Source organism: Pseudomonas helmanticensis, from assembly GCF_900182985.1.
In the GTDB taxonomy this organism is placed as follows: Bacteria; Pseudomonadota; Gammaproteobacteria; order Pseudomonadales; family Pseudomonadaceae; genus Aquipseudomonas; species Aquipseudomonas helmanticensis.
The window spans coordinates 2,729,396-2,745,681 of the sequence record NZ_FXUY01000001.1 but is presented as its reverse complement, the minus strand read 5'-3'; the positions used below and the strand labels follow the sequence as shown (position 1 = coordinate 2,745,681).

Sequence of the window (16,286 nt, the reverse complement as noted above, 5' to 3'; positions counted from 1 at the left end):
TGAGGAGGGCCCCATGGTCGAACAAGTTGAACTGAACCGCCTGTTTTGGCACAGCCGTCGCGGCATGCTTGAGCTTGACGTGTTGCTGGTGCCATTCGTGAAGGAGGTCTACGCGACTCTGAACCAGGTGGATCGCGATCTGTATGTCCGTTTGCTGACATGCGAGGATCAGGACATGTTCGGTTGGTTCATGGAGCGCAGCGAGTCTGAAGACCCGGAACTGCAGCGCATGGTCCGGATGATCCTGGATCGTGTCCAGCCCAAGTAATTCGTTCGAATGCCGCTGGCATGCCTCTCGGCAGTTGCTGGCGGCGTATCTGTCGGCCCAGGCGTTCGCTCTGGGTGTGGTGTTTCTCCTGTCGATTCCACTCTGGGCCAGTCTGCTCGCGGCGTTCGGCTGTGTGCTGCATGGCTTTTGGGTGTTGCCACGGCAGATTCTGCTGACGCATCCGCAGGCATTTTGTGGATTGCGTCGGGATGCCGATGGCTGGCAATTGTGGAATCAGGCGAAGGGCTGGCAAGCGGTGCAAATGCGCCCGGACAGCCTGGCGCTGCCGCTGATTGTGGTGCTGCGCTTTCGTCTGCGCGGGGAATGGCGGGTCAGATCGATCTGCGTGCCGCGAGACTCGCAGGTCGCCGATGTGCATCGACGCCTGCGAGTACGGCTCAAGTTCAGCCGGCGTAGGTGGGCGGCACCAGAATAGTGTCGAGCGCTTCGGGCAGCATGTCCGGATAGTCGAGGGTGTAATGCAGGCCGCGACTTTCCTTGCGTTCCATGGCTGAGCTGATCATCAGTTCGGCGACCTGGGCGAGGTTGCGCAGCTCGATCAGGTCACGGCTAACTTTATAGTTGCTGTAGAACTCATCGATCTCATCGAGTAGCAGGCGCACGCGGTGCTGCGCCCGTTGCAGACGCTTGTTGGTGCGCACGATGCCGACGTAGTCCCACATGAACCGGCGCAGCTCATCCCAGTTGTGCGCGATGATCACGTCTTCATCGGAGTCGGTGACCTGGCTGGCGTCCCAGACGGGCAGGGCGCTTGGCGCATCGACATCGTCCAACTGCGCGAGAATGTCCGCCGCCGCCGAACGGGCGTAAACGAAGCACTCCAGCAGCGAGTTGCTGGCCATGCGGTTGGCGCCATGCAGACCGGTGAAGCTGGTCTCGCCGATTGCATACAGTCCAGGCACGTCGGTGCGGCCGTTTTGGTCGACCATCACACCGCCACAGGTGTAATGCGCGGCGGGGACGACCGGGATCGGCTGTTTGGTGATGTCGATGCCGAAACCGAGGCAGCGCTCATAAACAGTGGGGAAGTGCGTCTTGATGAAGTCTTCGGGTTTGTGGCTGATGTCGAGATAGACGCAGTCGACACCCAGGCGCTTCATTTCATGGTCGATGGCCCGGGCAACGATATCGCGCGGCGCCAGTTCGGCGCGTTTGTCGAAGCGATACATGAAGCGTTCACCGTTTGGCAGCTTCAAGTGCGCGCCTTCGCCGCGCAGTGCTTCAGTGATCAGGAAGCTCTTGGCCTGCGGGTGATACAGGCAGGTCGGGTGGAACTGGTTGAATTCCAGGTTCGCTACCCGGCAACCCGAGCGCCAGGCCATGGCAATGCCATCACCGCAGGCGCCATCGGGGTTGCTGGTATAGAGGTAGACCTTGGCGGCGCCACCCGACGCCAGAATCACGAAGCGCGCGCCGTAGGTGTCGACTTCGCCGGTCTTGCGGTTCAGCACGTAGGCGCCGAGGCAGCGGTCGCCTTCCATGCCCAGGCGGCGTTCGGTAATCAGATCGACGGCGACGCGCTGCTCAAGCAACTCGATGTTCGAGCGTTCTTTGGCTTGGGCCAGCAAGGTTTTGAAGATCGCCGCCCCAGTGGCATCGGCCGCGTGGATGATGCGTCGATGGCTGTGACCGCCTTCCCGGGTCAGGTGAAACTCGAATCCGCCGTCTTCAGTGCCGGATTGTTCGTCGCGGGTGAACGGTACGCCTTGATCGATCAGCCACTGAATGGCTTCGCGGCTGTGCTCGACGGTGAAGCGCACGGCGTCTTCATGGCACAGTCCGCCGCCGGCATTGAGGGTGTCATCGACGTGGGATTCGACAGTATCGGTGTCGTCGAGAACGGCAGCGACGCCACCTTGTGCCCAGAAAGTGGAACCGTTGGCGAGATCGCCTTTGCTCAATACGGCAATGCGCAAATGACCCGGCAGGGTCAGCGCGAGACTCAAACCGGCAGCACCGCTGCCAATGACCAGAACATCATGTTGGAATTGTTGGCTCATTACAGGATTCCGCTCAAAGCGACCCGGGTCGGGGGTGGCGCAAGACAGCTGGTTCGGCGAGTCAAGACAGCCACACAGCCCACTAGTATATAGAGGGGTGGGGCGGCACAATAGCCGGCCACATATGGCATTGTGAAACTACTGTGACGGAAAAAACCGTGTGCTTCGTCGGATGTTTTTTTCGCCTGTATCGGGAAAAGACCACTGTATCGCCGCTGAAACACAGTTTTTCTGCACCGGGTCGCCCAATGTCAGTGGGGTGCGGCTATAAATATTTGGAACTTTTGCCAAAGGCCAAAGATCAATAGTCGGTGCCGGAAATAAGGGACGTGTCGGCTTCAGTGCGGAATCCGCGATTGGATTCCTGCCGGCGAAACCGATGACAAGATTATTCGCGCAGCCGGTTTATCCCGCGCTGCGTTTTTCGTGCGTGCCAAATCAGAGCGCGCAGGAAACTTGCCTGGAGGGGGAGAACTTTTGCGAAAAGCCCGAGTCTATGTTTGCAAGTCTGGTCGTTTAGTTATGCAAGTCTCCTTCGGGCTTATCGAGGAGTGTTCATGCTAACCCAGGAAGAGGATCAGCAGCTGGTCGAACGCGTTCAGCGTGGCGACAAGCGAGCGTTCGATCTGCTGGTGCTGAAATATCAGCACAAAATTCTCGGGTTGATCGTGCGTTTTGTGCACGACACCCATGAAGCCCAGGACGTGGCTCAGGAAGCCTTTATCAAGGCGTATCGAGCACTTGGAAACTTTCGCGGCGACAGTGCGTTTTATACGTGGCTGTACCGTATTGCCATTAACACGGCAAAGAATTACCTGGTTTCACGCGGCCGTCGGCCGCCGGATAGCGATGTAAGTTCCGAGGATGCAGAGTTCTACGACGGCGATCACGGCCTCAAGGATCTCGAATCACCAGAACGTGCACTGCTGCGGGATGAGATCGAAGGCACCGTCCATCGAACCATTCAGCAACTGCCAGAGGATTTGCGTACGGCGTTAACTTTACGTGAATTCGATGGTCTGAGTTACGAGGACATTGCGAGCGTCATGCAGTGTCCGGTGGGTACCGTGCGCTCCCGGATTTTCCGCGCCCGGGAGGCCATCGATAAAGCCCTGCAGCCGTTGTTGCAGGAAAACTGAGACAGCGGCGACAGCCAAGAGAGGAACGCCATGAGTCGTGAAGCCCTGCAGGAATCGCTGTCCGCAGTGATGGATAACGAAGCGGACGAACTGGAATTGCGTCGAGTGATCAATGCACTTGATGACGTAGAAACCCGTGAGACCTGGGCTCGTTACCAGATCGCTCGGGCAGCCATGCACAAGGATTTGCTGCTGCCACGTCTGGATATCGCTGCGGCAGTGTCTGCTGCGCTGGAAGACGAAACAGCACCGGCGAAAGTATCGCGCAGTCCATGGCGTAGCCTCGGCCGCCTGGCTGTTGCAGCCTCGGTGACTGTTGCCGTTCTGGCCGGTGTTCGCCTGTACAACCAGGACGAGATCGCTGGTGTCGAACTGGCACAGCAATCCAATCAGCCAACCCTGGCCACTCCACAGGTCAAAGGTCCGGCTGTTCTGGCAGGCTATAGTGAGAGTTCGGAAGCTACTGGCCCTATGGCCAACGGCGTACTGCAAGGTCAACCAGGCTGGCACGATCAGCGTCTGCCAGGCTACTTGCGTCAGCACGCTCAACAGGCTGCACTGAAAGGTACTGAAAGCGCGCTGCCTTACGCACGTGCTGCAAGCCTGGAAAACCGTTAAGGAGGATCATGCGCGCCATACCTCTACTTTCGCTTCTGCTGAGTGGCTGGTTCATTGTTCCAGCCCACGCCGATGAGGCTCAGGACTGGTTGACCCGCCTGGGCCAGGCCGAGCAGCAGCAAAGCTTTCACGGCACCTTCGTTTACGAGCGTAACGGTAGTTTTTCTACCCACAACATCTGGCATCGCGTCCAGAATGGCCAGGTCCGCGAGCGTTTACTCCAGCTCGACGGTTCGGCACAGGAAGTCGTGCGCATTGATGGGCATACTCAATGCGTCAGCGGCACCCTGATAGCCGGACTGGGGGATTCTCCCAACTCTGCCGCTCGTCCTCTCGATCCGCAAAAGCTGAAAAATTGGTATGACCTTGCCGTCATTGGCAAGTCGCGCGTGGCCGGACGCGATGCGGTGATCGTATCGCTGACCCCTCGCGACCAGCATCGATACGGTTTCGAACTGCATCTGGACAAACAGACCGGTCTGCCCCTGAAGTCATTGCTGTTGAATGACAAAGGGCAGTTGCTCGAACGTTTCCAGTTCACCAGTCTGGACACCGATGACGTCCCGTCGGACAAGGATCTTCTGGCTGACACCGACTGCAAGCCCGTTACGCTCGATAGCGACAAGGCTTCAGCCGTGAAGACTGCGCAGGTCTGGCATTCGGACTGGCTGCCGCCGGGTTTCGAATTGACCAGCAGCACCTCGCACAAAGATCCGGAAACCAAGACGCAGGTCAACAGCCTCATGTATGACGATGGCCTGGCGCGATTCTCGGTCTTCCTTGAGCCGCTGAACGGTGCAACTGTCACCGATACGCGGACTCAACTGGGTCCGACGGTTGCCGTTTCGCGTCGCCTGACCACGCCGCAAGGTGAAATGATGGTTACGGTGGTGGGTGAGATTCCGATCGGCACCGCCGAAAGAATTGCCCTGTCCATGCGTAACAATGACGGCACTGCAACCAGCAAGCAGTGAGCTGATTTCAGTCATTTCCACCTCTTATTCGAGACGTAGATGAAATGTTTGCTGAGCATTTTCATTTGCAAATACCCCGAAAATTTTTTATAGGTCAGAGCTTCACGGCTCTGGCCTTGTTTGTTGTTGCCGGAACAAAAATGCCGGTCGGTGGTTTCCGGTGTTCCTTGCTCCATATCGCTTAACCCTGCTCGTCGTAACGGGAGCTGTATGTCGATACCTAGCTTGAAGTCTTATCTCTCCATTTTCGCCACCGTGCTGGTGCTGGGCCAGGCAGTCCCTGCTGCGCAAGCAGCCGATCTGCCTGATTTCACCCAGCTGGTCGAACAAGCCTCGCCTGCGGTAGTGAACATCAGTACCACGCAGAAGCTGCCGGATCGCAAAGTGAACCAGCAGATGCCTGATCTGGAAGGCTTGCCGCCCATGCTGCGCGAGTTCTTCGAGCGCGGCATGCCGCAGCAGCGTTCGCCGCGCGGTGATCGTCAGCGTGAAGCACAGTCGCTGGGGTCGGGCTTCATCATTTCCCCGGACGGTTACATCCTCACCAACAACCATGTGATCGCCGATGCTGACGAAATCCTCGTTCGCCTCGCTGATCGCAGTGAAATGAAAGCCAAGCTGGTCGGCACTGATCCACGTTCCGACGTGGCCTTGCTGAAAATCGAAGGCAAGGATCTTCCGGTGCTCAAGCTCGGCAAATCCCAGGATCTGAAAGCCGGCCAATGGGTCGTAGCGATCGGTTCGCCATTCGGCTTTGACCACACGGTGACCCAAGGCATCGTCAGCGCCGTCGGTCGCAGCCTGCCGAACGAAAACTATGTGCCGTTCATCCAGACCGACGTGCCGATCAACCCGGGTAACTCCGGTGGCCCGCTGTTCAACCTGAACGGTGAAGTAGTCGGCATCAACTCGCAGATTTACACCCGCTCCGGTGGTTTCATGGGCGTGTCGTTCGCCATTCCGATCGACGTGGCGATGGATGTTTCCAATCAACTGAAGAGCGGTGGCAAAGTCAGCCGTGGCTGGTTGGGCGTCGTCATCCAGGAAGTGAACAAGGACCTCGCCGAGTCATTTGGACTGGAAAAACCGGCCGGTGCACTGGTTGCGCAGATTCAGGATGACGGCCCGGCTGCCAAGGGTGGGCTGCAAGTCGGCGACGTGATTCTCAGCATGAACGGTCAGCCGATCGTCATGTCTGCCGACCTGCCACATCTGGTCGGTGCACTGAAGGCTGGCGCCAAAGCCAATCTGGAAGTGATTCGTGAAGGTAAGCGCAAAAACGTCGAACTGACGGTTGGCGCCATCCCGGATGAAGACAAGGAGCTGGATGCACTACCGAAGACCGGCGCTGAAAGCACCAGCAATCGCCTCGGTGTTTCGGTTGGCGAACTGACCGCCGAGCAGAAGAAAACCTACGACCTCAAAGGTGGTGTGGTGATCAAGGAGGTGCAGGACGGCCCTGCTGCCCTGATCGGTCTGCAGCCAGGTGATGTGATCACGCACCTGAACAATCAGGCCATCGGCTCTACCAAGGAGTTCGGTGAGATCGCCAAGGCGCTGCCGAAGAACCGTTCAGTGTCGATGCGTGTTCTGCGTCAAGGTCGCGCCAGCTTCATTACCTTCAAACTGGCTGAGTAATCCAGCGGTAAGTTAAAAAAGAAACCGCCTCGAAAGAGGCGGTTTTTTTGTGCCTGAAGCTTTTGTCTTGCGCTGATGAACTCAGCCCATCATGTCCTTGATCATGCGTTCCTGCTCCATCAGCTCACGCTGACGGGCATCGATCCGCGAGGACAGCGGGAAGTTGTTGCCGGCCTTGCGCTTGGCGAAGTCCAGTTGCTGGATCGCCTGACGATAATCGCCTACCAGCGCAAAGTATTCGGCGCGGGCCTGATGCAGGCCGATGATATTGCCCGACAGGCCGCGAGTCTCGGCCACCTGATACCAGACGTCCGGATCATCCGGGCGCGACTTGAGCAGGCCTTCCAGCGCCTTCTCGGCATCCGCCGCACGATTCTCTTTTAGCAGCAGATCGACACGAACCTGATTCAGCGGGTAGTTGCCCGGATATTGCGTGAGCATCCGGTCAACCCGCGACTGTGCGTCGGGCAAGCGATTGTTGGTGATGTCCAGATCGACTTGCGCGAGGTTGTAGATGATCTCGTTCGGCGACTTCGCCAGCAGTTGTTTCAAGTTTTCGCGCGCTTCATTCAATTGGCCGCCCTTGATTTGCGCGATGGCCAGGCCATAACGCGCGACATCGCTTTGCGGGTTCTCATCCAGCTGCGCGCGGAAGCGTTTGGCGCCCAGGCCCGGAGTTTCTTCGTAGATCAACTGCACGCGCGCGCGAATCAACTGATAGCGCATGGTGTCTTCGATGCCGCCCGGTTTGGCCTGTTCGGCGCGGTTACGGGTGTCGGCGATACGCGACTCGGTTACCGGGTGAGTCAGCAGGAATTCCGGCGGTTTGGCGTCGAAGCGATATTGGCGCATCAGACGCTCGAACATGGTCGGCATCGAGCGCGGATCGTATCCGGCCTTTTCCAGATTGAGGATGCCGATGCGGTCGGCTTCCTGTTCGTTCTGCCGGGAGAAAGTCCGTTGCGACTGAATCGCCGCCGCTTGCGTACCGGCAATGGTCGCGATCCCGGCTTCACCGCCGCCGGCCGCCGCAATGACGATGCCGGCGAGCAGCGCGGCCATCATCGGCACCTGCATGCGCTGCGAGGCTTCGACGCCACGGGCGAAGTGGCGTTGCGACAAGTGAGCCAATTCGTGCGCCAGTACCGACGCGTACTCGCCTTCGGTCTGCGCATTGAGGAACAGGCCGCCGTTGACTCCGACAACGCCACCAGGCGCTGCGAAAGCGTTGAGCTGCGGACTGTTGATCAGAATGAATTCGAGGCGGCGGTCGGTGACCTGGCTGGTCTCCACCAGCTTGTAAACGCTGGACTCGACGTAGTCCTTGAGCTGCGGATCGTTGAGCTGTGAAACCTGGCTGCGCAGCATGGCCAGCCAGGCGCGACCGAGCTGATATTCCTGTTGCGGTGAGACGATGGCAGAACTGGCGTCGCCAAGTGACGGCAGATCGTCGGCAAAGCCCGGTGAGGCGAGCAGGCAAGCGAGCGTCAGCAGGGTAGGGCGCAGAAAAGTCATGCACAAAGCCTTAGAAGACAAAGACCTTACTGTAGCCGGACACCGGGCCTGCGACCAGATATTCTAGGCAGCTCGACGACCACAACCGGAGTGACGCAATGACTGACGCTGTAGCCCATGATGTTGAACTGGACGCCAGTGGCCTCAATTGCCCGTTGCCGTTGCTCAAGGCAAAAATGGAACTGAACAAGTTGGCCAGTGGTGCGGTGCTCAAGGTGATCGCCACCGATGCCGGTTCGCAGCGCGACTTCCGCACCTTTGCCAAATTGGCCGGTCATACGCTGCTGCGCGAAGAAGACGAAGCAGGCATTTACCGCTATTGGTTGAAAAAAGCCTGATACCGCCAGCGTAAAAGACCTAAGGAATATTGATGTTCAAAGTGTTACGCGACTGGATTCAGCGCTACTTCTCCGATGAAGAAGCCGTGGTGCTGGCGGTGCTGTTGTTTCTCGCTTTTACCGCCGTGCTCACCCTCGGTGGCATGCTCGCGCCAGTGTTGGCGGGAATGGTGCTGGCGTATCTGATGCAAGGGCTGGTCGTCAGCCTCGAACGCCTGCGCGTCCCCGGCGCCGCCGCAGTGGGACTGGTATTTGCGTTGTTCATGGGCGTGCTGATGGTATTCATTGTCGTGGTCGTGCCGTTGCTCTGGCACCAGTTGATCACGCTGTTCAACGAACTGCCGGGCATGCTCGCCAAGTGGCAATCGCTGCTGCTGTTGCTGCCGGAGCGCTATCCGCATCTGGTCTCCGACGAGCAGGTGCTGCAAGCCATCGAAGTGGCGCGCGGCGAGATCGGCAAGTTTGGCCAGTGGGCGCTGACGTTTTCGCTCTCGAGTCTGCCGCTGCTGGTGAACATCATGATCTATCTGGTGCTGGTGCCGATCCTGGTGTTTTTCTTCCTCAAGGATCGCGCCATGATCGGTGAGTGGGTGCGCGGTTATCTGCCGCGTGAGCGGGCGCTGATCACCCGGGTCGCGCAGGAAATGAACCGGCAGATCGCCAACTACATTCGCGGCAAGGTTATCGAGATCGTGATTTGTGGCGGTGTGACCTACATCGCTTTCGTTGCGCTCGGACTCAACTACGCGGCGCTGCTGGCGTTGTTGGTCGGCGTGTCGGTGGTGGTGCCGTACGTTGGCGCCGTGGTGGTGACCGTGCCGGTGTTGCTGATTGCGCTGTTCCAGTGGGGCTGGAGCGATCAGTTCATTTATCTGATGGCGGTCTACGGGATCATTCAGACACTGGATGGCAACGTGCTGGTGCCATTGCTGTTCTCGGAGGCGGTCAACCTGCACCCGGTGGCAATCATCTGCGCGGTGCTGTTGTTTGGCGGCTTGTGGGGATTCTGGGGAGTGTTCTTTGCGATCCCGCTGGCGACGCTGTTCAAGGCTGTGCTGGATGCGTGGCCGCGCAAGGAGCCTGAAGTTTCGCCGCTGCTTTGAAAGCAAAGATCGCAGCCTTCGGCAGCTCCTGCAGGGGTCGTGTTACCGCGAAATATGCGATCGGACATCGAACCCTGTAGGGGCTGCCGCAGGCTGCGATCTTTTGATCTCAGGCCTTGTTCAGATCCTGAGCAGCAGCCAAAACCGCATCAACATGCCCCGGCACTTTCACGCCACGCCATTCCTGGCGCAGCACACCGTCCTTATCGATCAGGAAAGTGCTGCGATCAACGCCCAGGTATTCTTTGCCGTAAAGTTTCTTCAGCTTGATCACGTCGAACAGCTGGCAGACAGCCTCGTCCTTGTCGCTGATCAGCTCGAACGGAAAAGCCTGCTTGCCCTTGAAGTTCTCGTGGGACTTCACGCTGTCGCGCGAAATGCCGAAAATTTCCGTATTGGCAGCCTGAAAAGCTGCGTATTGATCACGAAAGCCCTGGCCTTCCGTGGTGCAGCCCGGGGTGCTGTCCTTCGGATAGAAGTAAATCACCACTTGCTTGCCTTTCAGGGCAGACAGGCTGACGGTCTGCCCGCTGGTGGCAGGTGCTTCGAAATCCGCAACCGGTTGGTCGATGACAACGGCCATGAAAGCTTCCTTACATTGGGTTTTGTGGGCGCCAAGGCTCGATCAGTGCGTCCAGGTTCATCGCATCGGCGAAGTCGAGGAACTGATCACGCAGCCAGCTGATCTGGGTGCCGGCCGGCAGGGTCACGGTGAACGTGGCGTTGAGCATGGTGCCGCCGGTCTGTGGCGCCTGATACGTATCGCACGTCAGGTTTTCCAATTCGACATTGTGATCCATGAAGAACTGGCACAGCTCATTGATGATGTCCGGGCGATACGCGGAACTGACGTAAGCCACGTACGGCAGGGCCTGTGGACGATTTTCCAGCGCGGCGCTGCGCACCACGTTAACGGTGAACGCGTGCTTTTTGGCGAGCCCCGACAGGCTGCCTTCCAGGCGGGCGAGGGCGTCCCAGCTGCCGGTGATCTCAAGGATCAGCGCGCTGCACTCGCCGTGGCGGGTCAGGCGTGACGTGACTACGGCGCAGCGATTTTCATGGCTGGCGCGGCACAGGACGTTGGTCAGCTCCATGGGGTTGGCGCCGAGGGCACTGATGACAAGGAATTGTTCGCGGACTGTGGGGGTGGACATGCAGCATTCCTAAAGCGATGAGCGGTCGGTAGGTTAACGGGCGTTGGTCGCCGGGAGTGCCTGTGATGACCCGATCTGGCTGTCCTTTCAGAAAACTCCGGCAAGCTCGCGGCTCGCTCCACTATAGCGGGAGCGCGTCGATGCGACGCAGGAACGGGGTCTGGGAGGCCGTAAAGGGAGGCTGGAACCCGGCGTACAAGCTGATCAATACCGATCAAAGTCTGAAGGGTAGCGAAAAGCGGCGCCAAGGGGAATGGCGGCAGCGCAGTACTTCGCTTGTGCAAGCATCTTGGCGCCAGTACCATTACCGCTCTCTTTTTCCGGCAGGAGCGGTTTCATGATTGCGGGCAGTATGGTGGCACTGGTCACTCCCATGGATGCACAAGGGCGTCTTGACTGGGACAGCCTCAGCAAACTCGTGGACTTCCATCTCAAGAACGGCACCCATGCCATTGTCGCGGTCGGTACTACCGGCGAGTCGGCAACCCTTGATGTTGAAGAACACATCGCCGTCATCAAAGCCGTGGTCAAACAGGTTGCAGGGCGTATTCCGGTCATCGCCGGCACTGGCGCCAACTCGACCCGCGAAGCCGTCGAGCTGACCCGCAACGCCAAGGAAGCCGGTGCCGATGCCTGCCTGCTGGTCGTTCCGTATTACAACAAGCCGACCCAGGAAGGCTTGTACCAGCACTTCAAGTTCATCGCTGAAGCGGTCGACATTCCACAGATTCTCTACAACGTTCCTGGCCGCACGTCTTGCGACATGCAGGCCGAGACCGTGATTCGCCTGTCCACCGTGCCGAACATCATCGGTATCAAGGAAGCCACTGGCGATCTGAAGCGCGCCAAGGCGATCATCGATGGTGTGAGCAAGGACTTCATCGTGCTGTCCGGCGATGATCCGACCGCCGTCGAGCTCATCCTGCAGGGTGGCAAAGGCAATATCTCTGTTACCGCCAACGTCGCTCCGCGCGAAATGGCCGACCTGTGCGAGGCCGCGCTCAAGGGCGACGCCGACACCGCACGGGCAATCAACGAAAAACTGATGCCGCTGCACAAAGACCTGTTCATCGAAGCCAACCCGATTCCGGTGAAATGGGCTTTGGTTGAAATGGGCCTGATGCACGAAGGCATCCGCCTGCCGCTGACCTGGCTGAGCACACCTTGTCATGAAACGTTGCGCTCGGCCCTGCGCCAGTGCAGCGTCCTGGTTTAATTGAGGAAGTACAACGCATGAAGCGAATGGCCGGACTTTCCGCACTTGCCTTGATTATCTCCAGCACCAGTGGCTGCGGATGGGTCTGGGGCCCGGAAGGTTATTTCCGTGACCGTGGTAGCGATTACCTGGAAGCGCAACAGACTGCACCGATGCAACTGCCACCGGATGTCAGCACTTCCAAGCGTCTGGATCCGCTGCTGCCGATCCCGCGCAACGTTGCTGATGACACCGCCAAGGGCGAGTACGTGGTTCCACGTCCTCAACCGTTGTCGGCGATCGCCGATGCCACCGACTACTCGCTGCAGAAGAGCGGCGATTCGCGTTGGGTCATGGCCCAGCATCCACCGGCCGAAGTCTGGCCAGTGGCGGTGCAGTTCTTCCAGGACAACGGTTTCCGTCTGGATGAACAGCGTCCGCAAACCGGCGAATTCACCACCACCTGGCAGCATTCCGATGAGCTGTCCGCGTCGATGGCCAAGCGCCTGAGCGCGGCCGGCATCGCCAGCGACAGCGAAACCCGCGTCCGTGTCCGCATCGAGCCAGGCGTGCAGCGCAACACCAGTGAAATCTACGTGGTCAGCGCCGAGCGTCCTGCCGGCAGCACTGCCGATGTCGATTTCACCAACCGTTCGGTCAACACTGGCCTGGACGCAGCCCTGGTCGACGACATGCTCGCGAGCATGAGCCGGATCTCCGAGAAGGGCGGTTCGGTGTCGATGCTGGCCTCGCGTGATTTCGATACGCCGAGCCGTGTCAGCCTCAGCGAAGACGGCAGCGGCAACCCGGTGTTGAACGTCGGTACCGATCTGGACCGTGCCTGGTCGAGTGTTGGCCGTGCGCTGGAGCAAGGCGAATGGCGCGTTGAAGACATCAACCGCAGCCTCGGCCTGTACTACATCAACCTGGCCGAAAAAGCCGAAAAGAAAGACGACAAGCCTGGTTTCTTCAGCAGCCTGTTCGGCAGCGCGCCGACCAAGGAAGAAGTTGAGTCCCGTGCCGAGCGTTATCAGGTTCGCCTGAGCAAGGTTGGCGAGAACATTCAGGTGACCGTCGAGAAAAACATCAACACCGTTGCGCCGGCTGAAGTGGCGCGCAAAGTGCTGAGCGTGATTCAGGACAACCTGGGCTGATCAACCATGCGTTTTGCCGTTCTCGGCAGCGGTAGCCAAGGGAACGGCACGCTGATCGCCAGTGCTGATACGTATGTGCTGGTGGATTGTGGTTTTTCCCTGCGGGAAACCGAAAAACGCCTGTTGCGCCTGGGTGTGAACCCGGCGCAACTGAGCGCGATACTCGTAACCCACGAACATGCCGACCACGTGCATGGCGTGGGTTTGCTGTCTCGGCGCTACAATCTACCGGTCTACCTCAGTCGCGGCACACTGCGCGGGATGCGCAAACCGATTGAACCCGCAGGCTTTCTGGCCGGCGGCGAGCAACTGCAGATCGGTGCTCTGAACATCGGGGTCATTGCCGTGGCCCATGATGCGCAGGAACCGACCCAATATGTTTTCAGTGATCACGAGCAGCGGCGCTTCGGCCTGCTGACCGACCTGGGTTCCTATTGCGAGCGGGTGCTGGACGGTTATCGGGATCTCGATGCGTTGATGATCGAGTCCAACCATTGTCGCGACATGCTGGCCCGTGGTCATTACCCGTACTTTCTCAAGCAGCGGGTGGGCGGCGAGCTGGGACATTTGAACAACCATCAGGCGGCATTCCTGGTGTCCGAGTTGGGTTGGCAGAGGTTGCAACACCTGGTCCTGGCCCATCTGAGCAGCAAGAACAACATGCCGCAGCTGGCCCGGCAATGTTTCGTCGACACCCTCGGGTGCGACCCGGACTGGCTGCAACTGGCCGATCAAGATTCAGGGCTCGACTGGCGCCACATCGCCTAGCCCACCTACTTAGCAAGCGGAGCCCATCATGGAAAAACGTGAAGAACTCTACCGCGGCAAAGCCAAATCGGTTTACAAGACCGACGACGCTGACCGCTTGATCCTGCTGTTTCGCAACGACACCTCGGCGTTCGACGGCAAGCGCATCGAGCAGCTCGACCGCAAAGGCATGGTCAACAACAAGTTCAACGCCTTCATCATGCAGAAACTCGAAGCGGCCGGCATTCCGACCCAATTCGACAAACTGCTGGCCGACAACGAAGTTCTGGTGAAGAAGCTCGACATGATCCCGGTCGAGTGCGTTGTGCGTAACTACGCTGCCGGTAGCCTGGTCAAGCGTCTGGGCGTCGAAGAAGGCCTGAAGCTCAACCCTTACACCTTCGAACTGTTCCTCAAGGACGACGCCAAGGGCGACCCGTTCATCAACGAATCCCACGTCGTGGCATTCGGTTGGGGCACCGCCGAGCAACTGGTTCGCATGAAAGAACTGTCGCTCAAGGTCAACGAAGTCCTGACCAAGCTGTTCGACGACGCCGGCCTGCTGCTGGTCGACTTCAAGCTGGAGTTCGGCGTGTTCAGCGACGGCTCCATCGTCCTCGGTGACGAGTTCAGCCCGGACGGCTGCCGTCTGTGGGACAAGGACACCAAGAAGAAAATGGACAAGGACCGCTTCCGCCAGGGCCTCGGTGACGTCATCGAAGCCTACGAAGAAGTCGCCAATCGTCTGGGTGTACCGCTTTAATCGACGCAAGCATCTGATAGCACGAAGAAATTTTCGAAAGAGGGTTTGCTTTCGGTAAAAGTGTTGTTATGATGCGCGCCGTTGGAGAGATGCCAGAGTGGCCGAATGGGACGGATTCGAAATCCGTTGTACCTTCACCGGTACCTAGGGTTCGAATCCCTATCTCTCCGCCATTACATAGAAAAAGCCCCGTAGCTGAGAAGCTACGGGGCTTTTTTGTTTCCGGATTCCATGAATTTCAATGCTCATTCTTTTAGAGAACGACTCGGCTGCTTTCAATAGGGTTGCGCACGATCTACTCAGTTTGAGTGCCTCTCTGTCCGCCATCCCTTTGCAGTGATATCGTCAGGCTATCACGGAGTCGGAAAGGGTGAGCAGAATGAAGATAATACTGGTCGTAGCTGCTTTAGCATCAGCGGTGGCATTTTCAGCCGGCGTGCAGGCGCGTGGCAGCAGCTCCTTTGGGCATTCGTCGTACAAGTCCAGCTATTCATCTGGAAGTCGTTCTGATCACTCCGTTGCTGGATATACACGAAGCAATGGCACCTATGTTCGACCCGCCCATGCTACAAATCCAGATTCCACAAAAAACAATAACTACAGTACTAAGGGAAATGTGAATCCGTACACTGGAAAATACGGTACTAAATCTCGTGATGGTCAGTAATCACTAGATTTCTGTGTTTCGTTGGAGCATTGCGAGGTGGTTGATGAAGGCACTTTATGGCGTCTGTTTGCTCGTATCGATGGCTGGATGCGCAACTGCCCTTGCTGATACATTCGACAGCTACGAATGCACGGATGATTGCTCAGGACACCAGGCCGGCTATGACTGGGCCGAAGAAAACGACATTGACGATGAGTCCTCTTGCGACACCCCGTCGCAGTCCTTCAATGAAGGTTGTCAGTCTTTTGTCGAGGGTGGCGGAGCATCTATATCTTCAGATGACGACGATGATGACGACGATTGAATGCCATCGACGGTCTTCGCAAATCTCGTATTTTGTCTACAACAAAGCCCCACAGGCCTGAACCCGTGGGGCTTTTTCATTTGCGCAAGGCTACATCACCCCGCGCCCCAGCCATTCACGGCTGCGAGTGGCCCAACTTGCGTTTGATCAATTCATACACATCCTTATGCGTCGAGTTATGCAGCGACTTGTCCATGCACGCGGTTGTCAGGAAGGTTTTCACTTCGTCCCTGGCATGCGGGTAGAGGCCGGCGACATAGTCAGCTTCGTGTTCTTGCGTGCAGTTGAAGTGCTTGTCGTCTTTCGCTTTGTCTCTAGCCATTTCTGCGGCTCCTTTTGAGTTCGAGTGATGTGGCGAAACAGGGCTGAATCGCCCCATACGTCGATGAGCGTAGGAGCGCAGAAATGGCTCGCCAGTCGTTCGGTCAAAAAAGGAAGTGGCTGTAGGACGCAGCCCTGCATTGGCTCGCGCGATTAAATTTCCCTCACCGGGGTGTCGCCCTGCACGGCTTTGATCAACTCGATCACATGAATGCAGTCGGCCTTGTTCACGTATGACTCGCCACTGGCGATGGTCTCGTGATTGCCCGCGCGCAGCCTCCAGCGCCATTGCCCTTTGCCCGTGCTCGGAATGCCTCTGGATTGCCTGTAAATCTCGAAATACATTCAGTTCGCTCCATGCGATTTA

19 protein-coding genes and 1 tRNA gene are annotated in these 16,286 nt (G+C 58.1%); 14 read left to right on the top strand and 6 right to left on the bottom strand.

Annotation, left to right across the window (positions count from 1 at the left end):
- Positions 1–13: 13 nt before the first annotated feature.
- Entirely contained in the window at positions 14–268 is a 255-nt protein-coding gene (locus QOL84_RS12225) for an FAD assembly factor SdhE (RefSeq protein ID WP_053118052.1), read from the top strand.
- Positions 252–704 (top strand): protein YgfX, encoded by a 453-nt coding sequence (locus QOL84_RS12220; protein WP_283437354.1) that lies wholly within the window; start codon positions 252–254, stop codon positions 702–704. Before QOL84_RS12225 ends, QOL84_RS12220 begins: the two co-directional genes overlap by 17 nt.
- Here the strand turns inward: QOL84_RS12220 and nadB are convergent.
- The gene (gene nadB / locus QOL84_RS12215) at positions 673–2,289 is read right to left on the bottom strand and encodes an L-aspartate oxidase (protein WP_283437353.1); all 1,617 of its coding nucleotides are present in this window, start codon (positions 2,287–2,289) and stop codon (positions 673–675) included. The genes QOL84_RS12220 and nadB overlap by 32 nt on opposite strands.
- 557 nt (positions 2,290–2,846) lie before the next feature.
- Between nadB and rpoE the strand changes: the two genes are divergently transcribed.
- The 4 genes from rpoE (at position 2,847) to QOL84_RS12195 (ending at position 6,658) form a co-directional block, all read left to right on the top strand.
- Positions 2,847–3,428 carry an RNA polymerase sigma factor RpoE/AlgU gene (gene rpoE, locus QOL84_RS12210; RefSeq protein WP_003172477.1) on the top strand — a complete coding sequence of 194 codons (582 nt, stop codon included), beginning with the start codon at positions 2,847–2,849 and terminating at the stop codon, positions 3,426–3,428.
- 30 nt (positions 3,429–3,458) lie between these two features.
- A complete protein-coding gene (locus QOL84_RS12205; RefSeq protein WP_283437352.1) occupies positions 3,459–4,046 on the top strand; it encodes a sigma-E factor negative regulatory protein in 588 nt (195 codons plus the stop codon).
- Positions 4,047–4,054: 8 nt separating this feature from the next.
- Positions 4,055–5,020 carry a MucB/RseB C-terminal domain-containing protein gene (locus QOL84_RS12200; RefSeq protein WP_283437351.1) on the top strand — a complete coding sequence of 322 codons (966 nt, stop codon included), beginning with the start codon at positions 4,055–4,057 and terminating at the stop codon, positions 5,018–5,020.
- A gap of 210 nt (positions 5,021–5,230) precedes the next feature.
- Positions 5,231–6,658 carry a DegQ family serine endoprotease gene (locus QOL84_RS12195; RefSeq protein WP_283437350.1) on the top strand — a complete coding sequence of 476 codons (1,428 nt, stop codon included), beginning with the start codon at positions 5,231–5,233 and terminating at the stop codon, positions 6,656–6,658.
- Positions 6,659–6,739: 81 nt separating this feature from the next.
- Here QOL84_RS12195 and QOL84_RS12190 read toward each other — a convergent pair whose 3' ends face one another.
- On the bottom strand, positions 6,740–8,173 hold the full coding sequence (locus QOL84_RS12190; protein WP_129390430.1) for a M48 family metalloprotease: 1,434 nt from the start codon (positions 8,171–8,173) through the stop codon (positions 6,740–6,742).
- A 98-nt stretch (positions 8,174–8,271) separates the two neighbouring features.
- On the opposite strand from QOL84_RS12190, the gene QOL84_RS12185 reads away from it, so the two are divergent.
- Both QOL84_RS12185 and QOL84_RS12180 read left to right on the top strand, forming a co-directional pair.
- The gene (locus tag QOL84_RS12185) at positions 8,272–8,511 is read left to right on the top strand and encodes a sulfurtransferase TusA family protein (RefSeq protein WP_129390433.1); all 240 of its coding nucleotides are present in this window, start codon (positions 8,272–8,274) and stop codon (positions 8,509–8,511) included.
- A gap of 32 nt (positions 8,512–8,543) precedes the next feature.
- The gene (locus QOL84_RS12180; RefSeq protein ID WP_283437349.1) at positions 8,544–9,614 is read left to right on the top strand and encodes an AI-2E family transporter; all 1,071 of its coding nucleotides are present in this window, start codon (positions 8,544–8,546) and stop codon (positions 9,612–9,614) included.
- A gap of 109 nt (positions 9,615–9,723) precedes the next feature.
- Here QOL84_RS12180 and QOL84_RS12175 read toward each other — a convergent pair whose 3' ends face one another.
- Positions 9,724–10,197 carry a peroxiredoxin gene (locus QOL84_RS12175; RefSeq protein WP_129390439.1) on the bottom strand — a complete coding sequence of 158 codons (474 nt, stop codon included), beginning with the start codon at positions 10,195–10,197 and terminating at the stop codon, positions 9,724–9,726.
- Positions 10,198–10,207: 10 nt separating this feature from the next.
- Positions 10,208–10,768: a glycine cleavage system transcriptional repressor gene (locus QOL84_RS12170; RefSeq protein ID WP_129390441.1), complete on the bottom strand. Its 561-nt coding sequence runs from the start codon at positions 10,766–10,768 to the stop codon at positions 10,208–10,210.
- Positions 10,769–11,105: 337 nt separating this feature from the next.
- Between QOL84_RS12170 and dapA the strand changes: the two genes are divergently transcribed.
- The 6 genes from dapA (at position 11,106) to QOL84_RS12140 (ending at position 15,598) form a co-directional block, all read left to right on the top strand.
- Positions 11,106–11,984, top strand: a complete 879-nt coding sequence (gene dapA / locus QOL84_RS12165; RefSeq protein ID WP_283437348.1) for a 4-hydroxy-tetrahydrodipicolinate synthase — start codon at positions 11,106–11,108, stop codon at positions 11,982–11,984.
- 17 nt (positions 11,985–12,001) lie between these two features.
- Positions 12,002–13,117: an NlpB/DapX family lipoprotein gene (gene bamC, locus QOL84_RS12160; RefSeq protein ID WP_283437347.1), complete on the top strand. Its 1,116-nt coding sequence runs from the start codon at positions 12,002–12,004 to the stop codon at positions 13,115–13,117.
- Between the two features lie 6 nt (positions 13,118–13,123).
- A complete protein-coding gene (locus QOL84_RS12155; RefSeq protein ID WP_283437346.1) occupies positions 13,124–13,885 on the top strand; it encodes an MBL fold metallo-hydrolase in 762 nt (253 codons plus the stop codon).
- Between the two features lie 28 nt (positions 13,886–13,913).
- Complete coding sequence (gene purC / locus QOL84_RS12150) at positions 13,914–14,627, top strand: phosphoribosylaminoimidazolesuccinocarboxamide synthase (RefSeq protein WP_008077821.1); 714 nt, start codon at positions 13,914–13,916, stop codon at positions 14,625–14,627.
- Between the two features lie 83 nt (positions 14,628–14,710).
- Positions 14,711–14,800, top strand: a tRNA-Ser gene (locus QOL84_RS12145).
- 537 nt (positions 14,801–15,337) lie between these two features.
- Positions 15,338–15,598, top strand: a complete 261-nt coding sequence (locus QOL84_RS12140; RefSeq protein WP_283437345.1) for a hypothetical protein — start codon at positions 15,338–15,340, stop codon at positions 15,596–15,598.
- Between the two features lie 115 nt (positions 15,599–15,713).
- Here the strand turns inward: QOL84_RS12140 and QOL84_RS12135 are convergent, their stop codons facing one another.
- Complete coding sequence (locus QOL84_RS12135; protein ID WP_283437344.1) at positions 15,714–15,920, bottom strand: hypothetical protein; 207 nt, start codon at positions 15,918–15,920, stop codon at positions 15,714–15,716.
- Between the two features lie 152 nt (positions 15,921–16,072).
- Positions 16,073–16,264, bottom strand: coding sequence for a YegP family protein (locus QOL84_RS12130; protein WP_129390466.1), 192 nt, complete (start codon positions 16,262–16,264; stop codon positions 16,073–16,075).
- Positions 16,265–16,286 lie beyond the last annotated feature (22 nt).